We start from the raw sequence: 17,647 nt of genomic DNA, 5'->3' as shown, positions 1-17,647 counted from the left end.
TATTTTGTATATTTAGTTTATTCTTTTTGAGATAGTCCGTTGTTGTTCAAATGTGACAATTTTTTTATACTTCATTTGATATAAAATGCAACAAATAACCATAAATGGAATGCCGCAATAAAGAGCAATTCTTTGATCAGGAATGAAAACTAAACTAACAAATGTGAACAATAATTCACAGAATCTTTCTAGCAAACTAGTAAGAAGCAAGGTACAATGATAGGAGGTATGTCTGTAAAATAATAATTAATGGAGTTTTGTTTAAAATGAAAAAGTTAAAATATCTTTTTGTTTTTGGAATTATATTTGCTGCCGTGTTCTTTATAGGAAAAGATAAGATTATACAAAAGGCACAAGTGCTACGCTTAGATTTTCTATCTGAAATGAAAGAAGCGGCTATGATTGAAAATGTTCCGTTTATAAAGCAGTTACCAGAATTACCTCGTGGATGTGAAGTGACAAGCTTAGCTATGTTGCTACAATATAAAGGTGTGCAAGTAGATAAGATGCAACTTGCTAGTGAAATTCATCGAGTTCCATTTGAACAAGATGGTTTGCGTGGAAATCCTTATGAGGGATTTGTTGGAAATATTTATACGAAAGCTGAACCAGGATATGGTGTGTACAATAAACCAATCTTTAATTTAGCGGAAAAATATGTTTCTGAAAAAGTAATTAATCTAACAGATAGAGACGTGAATGATTTATATAAGGTAATTAGTTCTGGTTCTCCAGTATGGGTGATTATTAATACGACGTTTAAGCCGCTAGCTGAAAGTAGTTTTGAAACATGGAATACAAGTTCTGGTGAAGTGAAAATTACATATTTTGAGCATAGTGTAGTAGTAGTTGGATACGATCAAAACTTTGTATATGTAAATGATCCTCTAAAAAATAATCCGCGTTTCGCTGTTCCACGAGCAGAGTTTGAGAAAGCGTGGGAGCAAATGGGGAAACAAGCGATTACTATTTTATAATAATGAAAAAGTCATCATTTTGATGGCTTTTTATTTTTAATTTTTTATAATAGAAAATTCAGAAGATTCTTTTAAAAGTTAACAATTCACGTTATAATAACATTTAACTTGGTGAAGAAGGGGAGAAGAGAAATGGATGTTGCAAAAGAACTTGTTTTGTCAAAGGATCAGTTGGTTGAGTGGAGAAGGCATTTTCATAAGTATCCAGAGTTATCTTTTCAAGAAGAAAAAACATCACAGTTTGTATTCGACATACTTCGGAAAATCCCATGTTTAGAAGTGTCAAGACCTACTAAATATAGTGTAATGGCAAGGTTGATTGGAAAGCAGTCTGGTAAAACTATTGCGGTTCGAGCTGACATGGATGCTCTTCCTATTCATGAAGAAAATGAGTTTGACTTTATTTCTGCATATCCAGGTGTAATGCATGCATGTGGCCATGATGGACATATAGCGATATTACTTGGAGTTGTACATAAGTTAGTAGAAGCAAGAGAGAAGATTAAAGGAGAGGTTCGTTTTCTATTCCAGCATGCTGAAGAAAACTTTCCTGGCGGAGCAGAGGAAATGGTCGCGGCAGGTGTAATGGAAGGGATCGATTATATTGTTGGTGCTCACCTTTGGGCGTCATTAGAGGTTGGGAAAGTAGGTGTAATTTATGGTCCTGCAATGGCTGCCCCAGATGTTTTTAAAATTACGATAGAAGGAAAAGGTGGACATGCTGGAATCCCTCATGAAACAGTCGATAGTATTGCCATCGGCACACAAGTCGTTTCGCAACTTCAGCAAATTGTATCTCGCCTTACAAATCCGTTAGATTCTCTTGTAGTATCTGTTACGCAATTTCACGCTGGGACAACTCATAATGTGATTCCAGAACAAGCGGAGATTGAAGGTACAGTGCGGAGTTTAAAGCATGAATTGCGAGAAGAAACAGAGAGAAGGATTGAACAGATTGTAAAGCATGTGACGGAAGCTTACGGAGCGAAATATACGTTTTCTTATGAATATGGGTATCGACCGGTAGTAAATGATTATGAAGTTACAGAGATTATTGAGAAAACAGCATTACAGCTTTATGGAAGGGAACGAGTTACTCGTTTACAGCCGACGATGGCTGGAGAAGATTTTTCAGCGTTTTTACAAAAGGCACCAGGGACATTCTTTTTTATCGGAGCAGGAAATAAAGAGAAAGGAATTATATATCCCCACCATCACCCTCGTTTTACGATTGATGAAGATGCATTACCGGTTGGCGTGGAAGTATTTGTATCATCGATTATGAATTTCATAAGTAAAGGAGAATGAGATGAAGAAAATACACGTATTAGCGCTTATTCCAGTTTTTTGTTTAGTAGTTGGACCCGTATTTGCTAATTCAGTTACTCCTTACATATTAGGGATGCCATTTTTATTATTTTGGATATTATTATCAGTGCTTATTACATCTCTTTGTATGGGGATTGTGTACGTATTTGATCCTGCTAATAAGGAGGATGTAAAATGACCGCATTACTTATCATTATTTTATTTTTGTTTCTCGCACTATTTTTAGGAATTCGGGCACAACATGGAAAAGATATGAATTTAGAGCAATGGTCAGTTGGAGGGAGAGGTTTTGGTACTATTTTTGTTTTTCTTCTTATGGCAGGTGAAATTTATACGACATTCACATTTTTAGGTGGAAGTGGATGGGCGTATAGTAAAGGAGCACCTACTTTTTATATTTTAGGTTATGGTGCGTTAGCTTATATTTTATCTTATTTTTTATTACCACCAGTTTGGAAATATGCAAAAGAGCATAATTTAGTTTCACAGCCAGATTTTTTTGTGAAGAAATATAAGAGTCAGGCGCTTGGTCTTATCGTTTCTATCATTGGAGTTATTTCGATTATCCCATACCTTGTTTTACAGTTGAAAGGATTAGGAATTATCGTTTCGGAAGCGTCTTACGGAAGGGTATCACCAGTTATCGCGGTGTGGATTGGCGCAATTGTTATAACGATATATGTAATGGTTTCAGGTATACACGGCTCTGCTTGGACGGCCGCTTTGAAGGATATTATGATCCTGTTTATCGTTATGTTTTTAGGTATATATTTACCGTACCATTATTACGGAGGATTTCAGCCGATGTTTGAAGCTGTAGAAGCAGCAAAACCAGGATTTTTATCTTTACCTGATGAAGGAATGAGCATTTCTTGGTTTGTTTCTACTATTATATTAACAGCTCTCGGTTTCTATATGTGGCCCCATACATTTGCCTCTGCTTTCTCTGCAAAAAATGAAAAAGTATTTCGTAAAAATGCGGCCATTATGCCACTGTACTCTTTAGTTTTACTTTTCGTGTTCTTTGCAGGGTTCGCAGCTATTTTGCAAGTTCCTGGATTAAAGGGAGGGGATGTAGACCTTTCGTTATTCCGTCTGGCTCTTCAAACGTTCGATCCTTGGTTTATTGGGATTATTGGTAGTGCTGGAGTTTTAACGGCATTAGTTCCAGGTTCTATGCTTGTCATGGCCGCTTCTACATTATTAGCGAAAAATATTTACCGAACAATGGTCCCATCTGCCTCGGATCGACAAGTGGCAAAAGTAGCGAAATTATTTGTTCCTGTAGTAACGCTTGTAGCTGTTTTGTTTACTTTTAAAGGTGGAGAAACGATAGGAGCACTTCTTTTAATGGGATATAGTATAGTGACACAACTTTTCCCGGCACTTGTATGTAGTTTGTTTCCACGTCAGATTATTACGAAGCAAGGAGCAATTGCAGGGATGGGGATTGGGTTGTTAGTGGTTGCGTATATTACTTTATCTGGTTCAACTATAGCTACGATGTTTCCGGGTTTCCCTCAATATATAAAAGATTTAAATGTAGGTATAGTCGCATTATTAATGAATATGATTGTGATGTTTATCGTTAGCGGATTCACCAAAAATGTATCTATAAAGAAAGACAATATAATAGTAGAAAAGTAATTCGTATGCTAGAGCTATCTTTGAAAAGAGATAGCTCTTTTTTTGTATATATTTTCTTCTATTAGCGGAATCTAACTAAAAACTTGTTGAAAAGGAAGTTAGGTGGGGGACTTGATAGAGCTAAAAGGTAACTTATTTGAAGTTATGAAAGAAATTAGGGATGAGTTAGGTTCGCCTAATGATTTAACAATTAGGGAAGTTGCCCTTGCTGGTAGTTTTACACGCTGTGCTGTTGTTTTTTTATGTGGGTTAACAGATAAGGATAATGTTTATAAATATGTCGTTCGTACACTTCAATATGAAGAAATACAAAAAGACGAAGCTGTTGTTCAAACATTATTGGATCGCTTTATTTCTATTGCAGAAGTAGGTAAGAAGACAACGTTTCCCGATATTATAAATGCGATTTTAGCGGGAGATACAGTTATAGTAATTGATAATATTCAAACTGCTATCGTAATTAATAGTAGAGCTTGGGAAAAAAGAAGTTTAGAACCGCCAGTAACAGAAGATTTAATACGTGGACCGAGGGTCGGATTAAATGAAGATATTAACGTAAATAAAATGTTAATTCGCCGTAGTTTACGTGACCCAAAGCTGAGATTTCAATCTTATATTATGGGGAAGAGATCGCAAAAAGAAGTGACTTTAGTATATATAGAAGACATCATTAATCCTTACATTGTAAAAGAGCTAGATCGGCGTCTTCAATCCATAGTGACAGATGTCGTTTTTGAGACGGGTACAATTGAGCAATTAATTCAAGATAATAATTTGTCACCGTTTCCGCAGTTTTTGAATACGGAAAGGCCAGATAATATTGTGGCCTCATTAGCGAAAGGAAAGGCAGCTATTTTGGTGGATGGATCACCGTTTGCCCTTATAGCTCCGCTAGTATTTGTTGATATTTTTCAATCTGTGGAAGATCACTATGAGCGTTGGGTAATAGGAACTTTATTAAGAATTTTGCGGATGGGTTCTGGTATAGTTGCAATTTTAATGCCAGCGATGTATGTAGCGCTCGTCTCATATCACCAAGGACTTATTCCTTCTAAATTGGCTTATTCGATTGCTGGAGCAAGAGAAGGTGTTCCTTTTCCTGCCTATATTGAAACGTTAATGATGGCATTAACGATGGAGTTAATACGAGAAGCAGGAATTAGGTTGCCGAAACCGATGGGACAAACAATTGGGATTGTAGGTGGTCTTGTAATTGGAGAAGCAGCGGTGAATGCAGGAATTGTAAATCCATTTTTAGTTATCATTATTGCGGTTACAGCTATTGCTACATTTTCACTTCCAGTGTATAGCATCACAATTACGTTTCGGATTTTACTTTTCGTCTTTGTATTAGCAGCAACGGCTTTTGGATTGTATGGAATCATTCTAGCTCTTATTGCGCTTGCTGTTCATATTACAAATTTAACAAGTGTTGGTGTACCGTATACAACTCCAATTGCTCCTGCATTTTATAAAGATTGGAAAGAAGAGTTTATTCGCATGCCAAAATCAATGTTGAAAGAGAGACCGGAATATTTACAAACGAAAGATTCTACAGTACGTCCAAAGGAGCGAAAATAATTGAAACCATTTGAGTATGGCGATGAAGAAATTGGATCTCGGGAAATTGGGTTTGCGGTATCATCGACCATTATTGGTATAGGCGCATTATCTATGCCAAGGGATATTGCAAACCAAACTTTATTTTCAGATGGTTGGATTATTTTGCTTTTGGGTGGATTGATATGTGCAGTTTTAGGTTGGTTTGTAACGAGGGTGGCTATTTTATTTCCAAAACAAAACTTTGTTCAATATACGAGTGCACATTTGACAAAGCCAGTAGCATACACGATTAGTATGGTTTTAGTATTAACGTTTGCTGCTTTGACAGCATATGAATCACGAATGATTGCCATAATTTCGCAAACGTATTTATTTAGTGAGACACCGGTACAGTTACTATCTTTTTTCTTCTTATTAGTTGTTATCTATGGAATAGCAGGGTCGAGAGCAGCTTTATTACGGTTAAATGTTATGTTCTTACCTATTGTTTTAATTGCAATAGTGCTTCTTTCTTTATTAAATATAAATTTAATGGAAATAAACAATTTGTTTCCAGCTTTCCAAACGGAAGTAAGTCAATACGCTGTTGGAGTTAAAAATTCTATATTCACATTTATTGGATTTGAGGTAGCTCTGTTTTATGCTGTGTTGTTGAATGATAAGACAGCGAAAAAGGCACCAATGGCAGTTGCGAAAGCAGTGATAGTAAATGTCCTCTCATACATTTTAATTTATGTAACTTGTATTAGTGTTTTTACGTATATGACAACTCGTGGATTGACATATCCAACAATTGAATTAGGGAAAGAAATTGAAATTGGTGGAGGCTTTTTAGAAAGGTTCGATGCAATTTTTTTTACGACTTGGATTATTACCATTTATAACACTACAGCAATGTATTATGACGTCGCATCTTTATTATTTTGTGCCATGTTTCCGAAAGTGAAGAAACATATTTTTATTTTCGGAAGCGCGCCTCTGATTTTTATGCTGAATATGCTCCCTGGTAATTTAGATACGTTATCAAGTTACGGAACGTATTTAGCGTGGATAGATATGGGGTTTGTCGTATTAGCTCCTTTGCTAGTTTTTATTGTATATAAAATAAAAAGAAGGAATGGTAGAAATGAAACACCTTCTTAAAATTATAATGGTTATGGTTTTAGCTGGATCTATAAGTGGGTGCTCTGAATTAGAAGAAATAGAAGAAAGAGGATTTGTAGTAGGCGCAGCTTACGATATTGTGAAGAAAAAGAAATCAAATCCGATTATGAAAGGGACGTATCAGATGGTACTTCCCAGTAAGTTAGCACAACAAGGTGGACAGGGCGATGGAGATAGTGAAAATTATATTAATGTAAGTGCGAAAGCAGATAGCGTCTTTGAGCAAATAAGAATAATTGCTAAAAAAATTAGTCGAACATTATTTTTTCCGCATATACAAGTCATTATTTTTTCGGATAAATTACTAGCGAATCCGTATGTTTTGCAAAATACGTTAGATGTATATTTTCGTGATCATGAAATGAGACGAAATATTCGTTTGTTCGTTTCCAAGAAAAATGCAGAATCTATTTTAAAACAGAGTGCAAAACCTGAAAACTTACCGGCGCAGTACATTGATATGTTAGCTGAACATCCTCCGAAAAACGCTCAAATGATTGAGGCGGCGAGAATTGGTGAAGTACAAGGGAAAATGATCGCAGATCGAAGTTTTGCATTACCTCTCTTAGGATTAACTAAACAAGGCGTACAAATGGAAGGAGCGGCATTGATCCGTGGAAAGGATAATAAGTGCGTTGGAACTTTGAGTGGAGAACAAACATTAGGAATGAACTATGTAATAGGTAAAAAAATTGGAGGTTTCTTTACTGTTCGTAAAAAGAATCAGCTCATTACATATGAAATTCATAAGTTGCGCCGAAAGATCCAAGTGTCTACTGAAAATGCTACAAAACCGAAGTTTGATATTCATTTGTCCACAGAAGGCATATTAGCTGAATTACATTTTAATGAACCGAAACAAGTGATGAATGAAAAATTTTTAAAGAAAGAGATTTCAAAGGAAATGAAGAAGCGTATTGAAAAGTCTATACAGCTTGTTCAAAAAAAATATAAGGTAGATGTATTGGAATTAGGAGAGGTATATAAGAGGCATAATTATAAAGAGTGGAGGAAAATTAGTAAGAATTGGGATCAAGGCCAGAATTATTTTAGTAATGCTGAAATTAATGTTCACGTTGATCCAACAATTGAACATTCAGGTTCAGCATTACCAAAGAAAGTGAAGTAAGGTGATGGAAGTTGTTTACTGGATTAGGAATTAGTTGCACAATATTAATAGCGATTCTTCCAGGAGCCATATACTTTATTCATAAGAAACTCACAACGTATGGAGCGCAGCCTTGGAATACTGATGTGCAAAAAAAGAAACCTGAATGATTTCAGGTTTCTTTCGTGCAAAGCATATGTGAAGGGGGATACCTTCTATGTATGCTTTGCTTTATACAAGCCCTAACCAATGTACCAATTGTGTAGAGAGGAATGTCACAACAATGGCGATAACGGTAGGGATTGCAAACGATAAGAATGTCCATTTTGCACTTTTTGTTTCTTTATATATGTTAACCAGTGTTGTTCCGCACGGGAAATGAAGAAGTGAGAACAACATTGTGTTTAACGCTGTTAACCAAGTCCAACCATTTTCTAAGAATAAATTTTTAATTTGATTAAAATCATCTATTTCAGTTAAAGCCCCGGTTGATAAATAAGACATTAATAAAATTGGGATAACAATCTCATTCGCTGGTAGTCCAAGAATGAACGCAGCTAGAATAAATCCGTCAAGTCCTAACATTTTAGCAAATGGATCTAGAAAGTTTACAAAATACATAAGTAAGCTTGTGTCACCGATGAAAATATTAGCTAGTAACCAAGTTAATGCAGCCGCAGGGGCAGCTACAACAACAGCTCGTTTTAAAACGTAGACTGATTTATCGAGTGTTGCACGCACAATTGTATTCCAAACTTTTGGCTTACGGTACGGCGGTAACTCAAGTGTGTAGTGAGTTGGAACGCCTTTTAAAGCTGTTTTTGATAGTACCCAAGAAACGGTTAATGTCATAATAATACCAATTACAACCATTCCAACTACAACGCCGGCAGTAACAAGTGTTTGCATACTACCTGTATAACCAGCAGCCATAAATAATGAGGCCATTAAAATTAACATAGGCCAGCGACCGTTACAAGGTACGAAGTTGTTCGTTAAGATTGCAAGCATACGTTCACGTGGTGATTCAATAATACGTGTTGACATAATAGCTGCAGCGTTACAACCGAATCCCATTGCCATTGTTAAAGATTGTTTGCCGTGTGCACCAGAGCGTTTGAATAAGCGATCCATATTAAACGCAACGCGTGGTAAGTATCCGTAGTTTTCCAATAGTGCGAACATAGGGAAAAAGATGGCCATAGGTGGTAACATAACGCTAATAACAGCACCGATACCACGGAATAAGCCAAGTATTAAAATGCCATGTAACCATTCAGGTGCATGAGCCGCGTGGAACCAAGATGTTAAATATCCTTCGGCCCATCCGAAGAACTCAGCAATCATATCAGATGGCACGTTAGCGCCTGCAATTGTAAGATAAAAAATGATAGATAAAATACCGAGCATAATTGGGAATCCCCAGATCGGAGATGTGAAAATTTTATCTAGTTTTTCAGAACGATATAATTTATCCGTATTTGTATATTGAACAGATTCTTTACAGATGCTTGCAGATGTTCGATAAATATCTCCGACAATATCATCTCGTATATCTTCTTTTGAAAGTGTTTGAGCGTGTTGAATAATATAGTCTAATGGAAGAGCCTTACTGGCTGAGTGAGATTCCATTGATTACGACCTCCCTTACAAGTGGTTCGTTATGATGTTTTTGAAGTGCAGTTAAGAAATTTTTATCTCCATCTAATATACGTAACGCAATCCAACGTGCTGGATACGTATCACCGAATACTTTATAAATTTGTGGTTCTAATTCTCGAATCATATTTTCGATTTTTTCACTATAAGTAACTTTAATTGGTGTTGGAATTAGCTTTTTATTTGCTACTTTGGCAATGACATTTAGTAAATGACCGATGCCTACTCGGTTACGAGCAGAAATCTTAACTACAGGTACGCCGAGTGATTTTGCTAATTTCTTTTCATCTATAACGATGCCTTTTTTCTCAGCTTCATCAATTAAGTTAATACAAATAACTACGTTGCTGGTCATCTCCATCACTTGGAGTGCTAAATTTAAATTTCTCTCCATAGCAGTTGCATCGATAACAACTACAGTTACTTCTGGTTTTTCAAATATAATATAATCCCTTGCTACTTCTTCATCCGCAGAATTCGAATATAGTGAGTAAGTTCCAGGTAAATCTATTAATGTATATTTACTACCGTTATGTTCATATTCTCCTTCAGCTTTTAAAACGGTTTTTCCCGTCCAGTTTCCGGTATGTTGTTTTAAACCTGTTAAAGTATTAAATAATGTACTCTTCCCGGTATTCGGGTTGCCAGCTAAAGCAATGCGATGTTTGCTCATCTGAAATCATCTCCTATTAATACCCCGAAAATAAGGGAACTTTCTTCCTTGCGTAGTGCGATAGTTGTGTTGCTTACTTGATAAGCGACCGGATCTCCAAGTGGGCTACGTTGTAATACTTTAATTGTTGCGCCAGGGATAAATCCTAAATCTAATAAACGTCGTTTCATAGTTCCTTCTAATTGTATCTTCTCAATTTGTACAAACTCTCCAGTCTTAAATTCGGAAAGTGGTTTTGTATTAGCCGATACCATAAAAGTTACCTCATCTCTATATTGTTAGTTTGAGTTTAAAAAGTTTCCTTAGGTAAACTTTTTGTTAGTAATATAGTAGACTACATTGGATGATGCTGTCAATTGGTACTTTAAAAATATTCATTTATTTTTAGAATTGTTCCAATTTATTTAGTTGTACTAAAAAATATTACTGAAATTCTGTGTAATGTGTATAAATGAGGCTCGTAAAAGTAACGAAATACAGCGTAATTGTAAATGTAGCTTTAACTAAAAGGGAAAAAGAGTGAAAAACATTTACATTGAATTTACATTGTTAAGAGTAAATTTACATTACAGTTTAATTAGTGTGGATTTTGTTGGATTTTTTAACTATAAATGTTGGGATTCCTAGTTTTTAAGGATTATTATCGTCATTTACTTAAAATTAAAAATTGCTTAACACTCACATAATATTATTGTCCTACAATGAATTTGTGTTCGAAAGAAGTAGACAAATGTGAAAAGTGATAATCCAAATGGGGGTACAAGACATGGTTATGAAAAAGGGTATTAAATTTTCTTTAGCAGCTTTAGTGGTAGCGGGTTCATTAGTGGGATGTGGAAAAGCAGAAGAGACATCAGGTAAAGATGCTAAAGGAAGCGATAATGCAAAACAAGAATTGTCAGGTACGATAGCAGCTGCAGGCTCTACAGCACTTCAGCCTCTTGCAGAGGAAGCTGGAAAGAAATTTATGGAGAAAAATTCAAACGTTTCTATTCAAGTGCAAGGTGGCGGTAGCGGAACTGGAATTAACCAAGTAGCTTCTGGTGCAGTCCAAATTGGTAACTCAGATGTTCCATCTGCAGATAAAATAAAAGATGCTGATAAGGCAAAAGAATTAGTAGATAACAAGGTAGCGGGTATTGCATTCGCACTTGTCGTAAATAAAGATGTAAAAGTTGATAATTTAACAGTACAACAAGTACAAGATATCTTCACTGGAAAAGTAACAAACTGGAAAGAAGTAGGCGGGAAAGATGAAAAAATTAACGTAATCAATCGTCCAGCTTCTTCTGGTACACGTGCTACATTTGAAAAAACAATTATGAAAGATGCGAAAATCAATGATGGAACTGGTACTACACAAGATTCTAACGGTGCAGTAGAACAAGCGATTAACTCTACTCCAGGTTCAGTAAGTTATTTAGCAATGTCTTACATGGTTGGCGAGAAAAAAGGTGCGCTACAAACAGTGAAAATTGATGGTGCTGAACCAAAAGTTGAAAACATTGCGTCTGGTAAATATCCATTCTGGTCTTACGAGTACATGGTAACGAAAGGTGAGGCAAAAGAAGCAACAAAAGCTTACATTGACTATGTAAAAGGTAAAGATTTTGAAAAGCAAGTAGAAGATATGGGTTATATTCCAATGTCTAAATTAAATAAGTAATAAAATTTATGGGGCTGGCTGCAAGGCCAGTCCTGTTCATTTCAATTTATGAAGTGGGGTCTGTCCTGTGATGAAGGGGAAAAAACAAATTAATTACGTGAAAAGTGAATATATAGGAAGATCACTTGTTACGTTTTGTGGTATTTTTATTGTTTTAGTTACATTAGCTATTATTGCATTTATTTGCGGTAAAGGAATTCAATCTTTTACGCAAAGTGGTATCTCGTTCACTGAAATGTTAACATCGACAAAATGGAGTCCAAATGCTGATGATGGAACTTTTGGGGCTGTAATTTTCATTGTAGGTTCAACGGTGGTTTCATTGGGTGCGGTTATTATTAGTGCGCCAATTGCTATAGCTCTTGCTATATTCATGAATTTAATTTCGCCGAAGTTTGGAAATAAAGTATTGAAGCCTGTTTTAGAATTATTAGTTGGTATTCCTTCGGTTGTATATGGGTTATTAGGGGTTACGATTTTAGTACCGCTATTACGTGATTCGTTTGGAGGAGTGGGCTTTAGTTTAATTGCAGGTATTGTTGTATTAAGTATAATGATTTTGCCTACTATTGCTAGTATCGCTTCTGATGCAATACGTTCTGTTCCATTTGATTATTTAGAAGCTTCTTATGGTTTAGGATCAACGAAGTGGCAAGCGATTAGCCGAGTGATTGTTCCTGCTGCGAAAAAAGGGATTTTAACAGGTGTTGTTTTAGGTTTAGCGCGTGCTTTTGGTGAAGCGTTAGCAGTTCAAATGGTAATTGGGAACACGATTAAATTACCAGAAGGAATATATAGTCCGACAGCGACGTTAACAGGTATTTTGACAATGGACATGACAAATACATTAAACGGAACTGCTTGGAACAATGCGCTATGGACTTTAGCAATGATTTTACTTGTTATTTCATTCCTGTTTATTTTAGTAATTCGAGCAATTGGGCAAAGAGGTGAGCGATAATAATGAATGCAAGAACGGTAAATAAAGTTTGGACAGGTATCTTTTATGCGATTGCAGCTTTAGTTGTAGCTTTGCTAGTGTTCTTAGTGTTTGAGATTTTACAAAAGGGATGGGGTTTTTGGGATCCTAATTTCTTGTTTGGAGAACCAAGCAATACAAGAGCTGGTGGTGGGATTGGTCCGCAGTTATTCAATTCTTTCTATATGCTTGTTATAACGCTTATTATATCTATTCCTCTCGGATTAGGTGCTGGAATATATTTAGCAGAGTATGCAAAACAAGGACGTTTTTTAAACTTTGTTCGTTTATGTATCGAGACAATGGCATCTTTACCTTCTATTGTTGTTGGTTTATTCGGTTTGTTAGTGTTCGTTACAATGACAGGATGGGGATACACAGTAATGGGTGGTGCCCTTGCTTTAACTATTTTAAACTTACCAGGTTTAACACGTGTTTGTGAAAATGCGATTTCAGAGGTTCCTTCTAATGTGAAAGAGGCGAGTCTTGGGTTAGGTGCAACAAAGTGGCAAACAATTACTCGTATTATTATCCCGTCGTCACTACCGCAAATTATTACAGGTGTTATTTTAGCGGCAGGTCGTATATTTGGTGAAGCGGCGGCATTAATTTACACAGCGGGTTTAACATCCCCGATTTTAAATTCAGCAGCGGACTTCTCAAGTCCTGCTCATCCTTTAAATCCATTTAGACCAGCTGAAACGTTGGCGGTTCACATTTGGAAGTTAAATTCTGAAGGGATTATCCCAGATGCGAAGTTGATTGCGACAAAATCTGCAGCTGTATTAATTATTATGGTATTACTATTCAATGTTATTTCACGCTTGGTAGCATCTATATTACACAAACGTTTTACAGGAGCGAAAAGAAAAAGTAAAACGACGAAGAAGGTAAAAGCGGCATAAGTTACAAAGAAGAACTCTCTATTTATAAGTAGGGGGTTCTTTTTGCGTTTTAATATAGAAGGAAAAGGTATAGCGATTGTTGAATTTGTAATTCGTTATATAGATAAAGTGAAATTTTAAACAGTGGGGTTTTACTGCTCACAAATAGTGGGATAAAATGATGGATTATATGAGTAGGTAGAGAAAAAGCGTTATCTTCATTCGTGAAGATAACGCTTTTTCATTTAAATATCAGGTGTTTCTGTAGAAGTGTTTATTTTTCTACGAGAGCGTCTTTTTCTCCCGATTTTATCTAATAGTTCATACATAACTGGAACGACTACTAATGTAAGAACAGTTGAAACTGCCAAACCACCGATAACAACAACGGCTAGACTTTTTGATACCATACTTCCAGCTTGTGATTGGCCAAATAGGAGTGGGAGCATAGCAACGATTGTTGTTATAGCTGTCATAATAATTGGGCGTAATCTAGTGGATCCTGCTTCTAGTAAGGCTTCTCTTGTTTCCATACCATGTTCCCGATTTTGTTGCACTCTTTCTATTAATACGATAGCGTTTGTAACGACAATCCCGATTAACATTAATGCGCCGATCAAGGAATTTACATCAACTGGTGTTCCTGAAATAATTAATCCTAAAATACCGCCGACAGCAGCTAATGGCAAGGAGAACAAGATTGCAAAAGGAGCACGCGCCTGTCCGAAGGTAATAACCATAATTAAATATACAATCCCGATTGCAATCCCCATAATCTTGAATAAATCTGTGAAGTTCTCTTGCATAGATTCAGTGGCGCCTGCGATATTTACTTTGGCTCCGCTAGGTAAATCTAAGTCGGCTATCGCTTTGTTCACTTCTGCGCTTACCTTACTTAAATCTTCATTTGAAGCTTCTGCGGTAATTTGAATGGTTTCTTTTCCATCTTTATGGAAGATTTCTGTTTGAAGTTGCTTTTCTGAAATAGTTGCAATGTCTTTTAAAGGAATTGGTCCATTAATAGGTGATAGTATGTTTGTGTTTAAAATGTCTTCTTGTTTAGTAATGCTTTCTTTTTTATGTTCTATCATAATAGTAGTTTTTTCGTTATTGATTGAAACTTCACCAATAGGTGATTTCTTCATAAGGAATGCTACTTGTTGAGCTGCTAATTCTGGTGTTAATCCTAGTTGTTCGGCCTTTGTTTGATCAACATGGATTTGCCATTCTTTCTTAGAGTCTTCTAAATTCGTTTTTACTTTAGAAAGATCATCCATATCTTTTAGTTTTGTTTCGACGATAGTAGCAGCCTCTTTTAAATTCGTTTCGTTAGTGGCTGTTACGTTGAATTGCAAATTATTGCCGCCACCAGAGCTTGAATAACTCATTTTTATATAATCAAGTTCAGCGGGTTCAAAAGTTTTATGTTCTTTCTTTAACTCTTTAATATACTGATCAATATCAGAACCTTTTTTAAAGACTACCAATATACTTGCGAGATTATTTTTGATCGTTTGCCCCCATTGTGCATCTTCTGCGCTAGATCCCATTCGTAAAATAACATCCGTTACATCTGAATTAGAAAGTAGCTTCTTTTCGAAATCAAAGGCTTTTTGTTTTTGTGTTTCAAGAGCGTAATCAGCTGGGAAAGTCATGTTAATAGATAACATTGTGTCGTCTTCAGATTTTATATTCGCTTTCGGTAGTAGTACATAGGCGGCAATCGATCCTGCGAATAATAAAAAAGAAGTAAGTAGAATAATGAATTTATGCGAAAGAGCCCACTTTAATGTAGCGACATATCGTGGTGAAGAACTTGGCTTTTTGTGTTTTATTTTTTTGAGTAGTAAAAAAGCCATAAGTGGAACAACTGTTAGTGCGACGATTAAGGATGATAGTATAGAATATACAACCGCTAATACCATAGGTAACATTAATTTTCCGATTACTCCTGATACGAGGCCGATAGGTAAAAAAACAGCGACCGTTGTTAAAGTAGAAGAAGTAATTGCGACGGCGACCTCTTTCGTTGCATCGAGAATAATATCTTTAGAGAAAGATTCTTTTTGTAAACGGCGGAAAATATTCTCAATGACAACGATGCTATCATCGACGAGACGTCCAACTGCAACGGCTAAACCACCAAGTGTTAGAGTGTTAAGTGTGATGTTAGATTGGTGTAGTAAAAAGAGTGTTAATAAAATAGATAATGGAATACTGACAACAGCGATGAGTGTCGTTCGGGAGTTACGTAAAAAGATTAAGATAATTAGAGTTGCAGCAATTGCTCCAAGGATTACTTCTTTTCCCATACTAGTAACTGCATTTTCAACTTGCTCATGAGTTGATGCTAAAAGTTTAATAGAAAACTGATCTTTATATTGTTTACTTATATCTTTAATTTTCTTATCGATTTCTTTTCCGATTGCAACTGCATTTTTACTTGGTTCTTTCATGATGATTAATCCAGTGCCTTCTTCACCGTTTATATGTGAGATTGTATCGTAGTGTTGTTTAAGTTCAATTTGAGCAACATCTTGCAATTTAACTTGAGGTGCAACAGTGATGTTTTTAATGTCATCTACATTTTTTATATCCCCGATGACACGAAGGTTATATTCTTCTTTATTAACGGTAACAGCTCCAGCTGGAGTGGAAGTTTCTTTTCCTTGTAAAACCTTTAATATTTGTTCCGTTGTTACGTTTTTATCTTTTAATTGGTTTGGATCTAGTATAATAGATAATTCAGAAGTTGATTTTCCGAAAAACATAACGTTGGCAACGCCATCAATGCTTTCGAGTTGTGGTACGATTTCCTTTTCGATTTGTTTTTCATCTGCTTTTGAAAATCCGTTTTGCTTTTGGATTGCAATTTGAGCGAGTGGAATCATAGAAGTATTTAATTGGCTAACTATCGGTTTAGTTGCATCTTTAGGTAATTTAATTGTATTAATGGCCTTTTCAACTTCACGTGTGGCATCTTTCATATTTGCTTTGGATGTATACGCGATATCGATACGCGATAGTCCCTCGTGCGTGGAAGAGGTGATGTTGTCAATGTGTTCTAAGTTGCGAAATTGTTTTTCAAGGGGATCGGTTACTTCTTTTGTCATTGCTTCAGCGTTGAGTCCTGGAGATAAAGTTGTGACGGTGACTGCGGGATTATCGATGCTAGGTAAAAATTCCATAGGTAATTTAGAGCCGGAATAAACACCGAGTATGGAAATGAGAAAAACCATGATGATAACAGCGGCGCGGTTTTTTAATGAAAACTTCGTTAACCTATCCATAAAGTAATTCCTCCATTGGTTTATTTATAGTTGAGTGCGTCCTTTTTACTATATAACAAAAAATGGATATTTTTCATTAATTAAATGTAAAAAAATTCTAACATTAATTTTAATTTGATGTTTTTATTGAGATTTCATTATTTATTCCGCCATTCGTAGGGCGATAAGACTCTCATCTGAAATTGCGGTTGGATTCGTGCTTTCCGTAAAAATTCGATGGGGGAGCGAATCTATTTCCTTTTTTAGTGTGGATGCATTTGTTTTGTATAGTATTAGTTGATAGGGAAGTGAATGAGAGAAGATAGGAAGGGATTATGGAATACAGTTTGGCCAATTAGAGTGTACTGGTATACAATTTAAATAGTTGTTTTTCCTAGGGCGGGATGAGGTTTATCTATATAGAAGAAAATAGGGTTAATATTTTTTTAAAAAAACACTTGTTATTTAAAAACCATGATGGTATATTAATAAACGTCGCTGATGCGGAAACGCAGAAAACGATAAAAAAGAAATTTTAAAACTTAGTTGACATCGAAAAATGAAGATGTTAATATGATGAAGTCGCTTCTGAGCGGCGGACAAGTTCTTTGAAAACTGAACGAAACAAACAACGTGAAACGTCAATTTTTATTTTAGATGCTAGACAAACTAACTTTATTGGAGAGTTTGATCCTGGCTCAGGATGAACGCTGGCGGCGTGCCTAATAC

The 17,647-nt window shown here is 35.8% G+C and carries 14 protein-coding genes and 1 pseudogene; 10 read left to right on the top strand and 5 right to left on the bottom strand.

Annotated features, from left to right (window positions below; all coding sequences use genetic code 11):
- Positions 1 to 12: 12 nt before the first annotated feature.
- Positions 13 to 165, bottom strand: a pseudogene (locus tag AC0L0O_RS24190) (amino acid permease); the annotation flags it as partial.
- Between the two features lie 101 nt (positions 166 to 266).
- Here AC0L0O_RS24190 and AC0L0O_RS24185 point away from each other — a divergent pair.
- From AC0L0O_RS24185 to gerLC, 7 genes are all read left to right on the top strand, one after another.
- Positions 267 to 977 (top strand): C39 family peptidase, encoded by a 711-nt coding sequence (locus AC0L0O_RS24185; RefSeq protein ID WP_000734476.1) that lies wholly within the window; start codon positions 267 to 269, stop codon positions 975 to 977.
- A gap of 132 nt (positions 978 to 1,109) precedes the next feature.
- Positions 1,110 to 2,285: an amidohydrolase gene (locus AC0L0O_RS24180; RefSeq protein ID WP_473786160.1), complete on the top strand. Its 1,176-nt coding sequence runs from the start codon at positions 1,110 to 1,112 to the stop codon at positions 2,283 to 2,285.
- Position 2,286: 1 nt separating this feature from the next.
- A complete protein-coding gene (locus tag AC0L0O_RS24175) occupies positions 2,287 to 2,484 on the top strand; it encodes a DUF3311 domain-containing protein (RefSeq protein WP_000719856.1) in 198 nt (65 codons plus the stop codon).
- Entirely contained in the window at positions 2,481 to 3,953 is a 1,473-nt protein-coding gene (locus AC0L0O_RS24170) for a sodium:solute symporter family protein (protein WP_000125910.1), read from the top strand. Before AC0L0O_RS24175 ends, AC0L0O_RS24170 begins: the two co-directional genes overlap by 4 nt.
- Before the next feature lie 102 nt (positions 3,954 to 4,055).
- Entirely contained in the window at positions 4,056 to 5,534 is a 1,479-nt protein-coding gene (gene gerLA, locus AC0L0O_RS24165) for a spore germination protein GerLA (protein ID WP_473786159.1), read from the top strand.
- Positions 5,535 to 6,659: a spore germination protein GerLB gene (gerLB, locus tag AC0L0O_RS24160; RefSeq protein ID WP_000801996.1), complete on the top strand. Its 1,125-nt coding sequence runs from the start codon at positions 5,535 to 5,537 to the stop codon at positions 6,657 to 6,659.
- Positions 6,643 to 7,809 (top strand): spore germination protein GerLC, encoded by a 1,167-nt coding sequence (gene gerLC / locus AC0L0O_RS24155; RefSeq protein WP_473786158.1) that lies wholly within the window; start codon positions 6,643 to 6,645, stop codon positions 7,807 to 7,809. The genes gerLB and gerLC overlap by 17 nt, the downstream gene beginning before the upstream one ends.
- A 210-nt stretch (positions 7,810 to 8,019) precedes the next feature.
- Here gerLC and AC0L0O_RS24150 read toward each other — a convergent pair whose 3' ends face one another.
- Genes AC0L0O_RS24150 through AC0L0O_RS24140 form a run of 3 tightly spaced genes read right to left on the bottom strand, consistent with a single transcriptional unit; the run spans position 8,020 to position 10,374 of the window.
- Positions 8,020 to 9,420 (bottom strand): nucleoside recognition domain-containing protein, encoded by a 1,401-nt coding sequence (locus AC0L0O_RS24150; RefSeq protein WP_000443594.1) that lies wholly within the window; start codon positions 9,418 to 9,420, stop codon positions 8,020 to 8,022.
- The gene (locus tag AC0L0O_RS24145) at positions 9,398 to 10,120 is read right to left on the bottom strand and encodes a FeoB small GTPase domain-containing protein (RefSeq protein ID WP_000033855.1); all 723 of its coding nucleotides are present in this window, start codon (positions 10,118 to 10,120) and stop codon (positions 9,398 to 9,400) included. Before AC0L0O_RS24145 ends, AC0L0O_RS24150 begins: the two co-directional genes overlap by 23 nt.
- Positions 10,117 to 10,374 (bottom strand): FeoA family protein, encoded by a 258-nt coding sequence (locus AC0L0O_RS24140; RefSeq protein ID WP_000252989.1) that lies wholly within the window; start codon positions 10,372 to 10,374, stop codon positions 10,117 to 10,119. Before AC0L0O_RS24140 ends, AC0L0O_RS24145 begins: the two co-directional genes overlap by 4 nt.
- A 512-nt stretch (positions 10,375 to 10,886) precedes the next feature.
- Between AC0L0O_RS24140 and AC0L0O_RS24135 the strand changes: the two genes are divergently transcribed.
- The 3 genes from AC0L0O_RS24135 to pstA all read left to right on the top strand — a co-directional run bounded on the left by AC0L0O_RS24135 (position 10,887) and on the right by pstA (position 13,670).
- Positions 10,887 to 11,786: a phosphate ABC transporter substrate-binding protein PstS gene (locus AC0L0O_RS24135; RefSeq protein ID WP_000245119.1), complete on the top strand. Its 900-nt coding sequence runs from the start codon at positions 10,887 to 10,889 to the stop codon at positions 11,784 to 11,786.
- Positions 11,787 to 11,856: 70 nt separating this feature from the next.
- Positions 11,857 to 12,747 (top strand): phosphate ABC transporter permease subunit PstC, encoded by an 891-nt coding sequence (pstC, locus tag AC0L0O_RS24130; protein ID WP_042511921.1) that lies wholly within the window; start codon positions 11,857 to 11,859, stop codon positions 12,745 to 12,747.
- 2 nt (positions 12,748 to 12,749) lie between these two features.
- A complete protein-coding gene (gene pstA, locus AC0L0O_RS24125; protein ID WP_000994131.1) occupies positions 12,750 to 13,670 on the top strand; it encodes a phosphate ABC transporter permease PstA in 921 nt (306 codons plus the stop codon).
- Between the two features lie 224 nt (positions 13,671 to 13,894).
- On the opposite strand, the gene AC0L0O_RS24120 is transcribed toward pstA, so the two are convergent.
- Positions 13,895 to 16,939, bottom strand: coding sequence for an efflux RND transporter permease subunit (locus AC0L0O_RS24120; RefSeq protein ID WP_473786157.1), 3,045 nt, complete (start codon positions 16,937 to 16,939; stop codon positions 13,895 to 13,897).
- Positions 16,940 to 17,647 lie beyond the last annotated feature (708 nt).

The sequence above is a fragment of the Bacillus sp. GS3m_15504 genome, assembly GCF_055825275.1.
The sequence above is the reverse complement of the archived record's forward strand: the minus strand, read 5'-3'. Positions and strand labels throughout refer to the sequence as shown.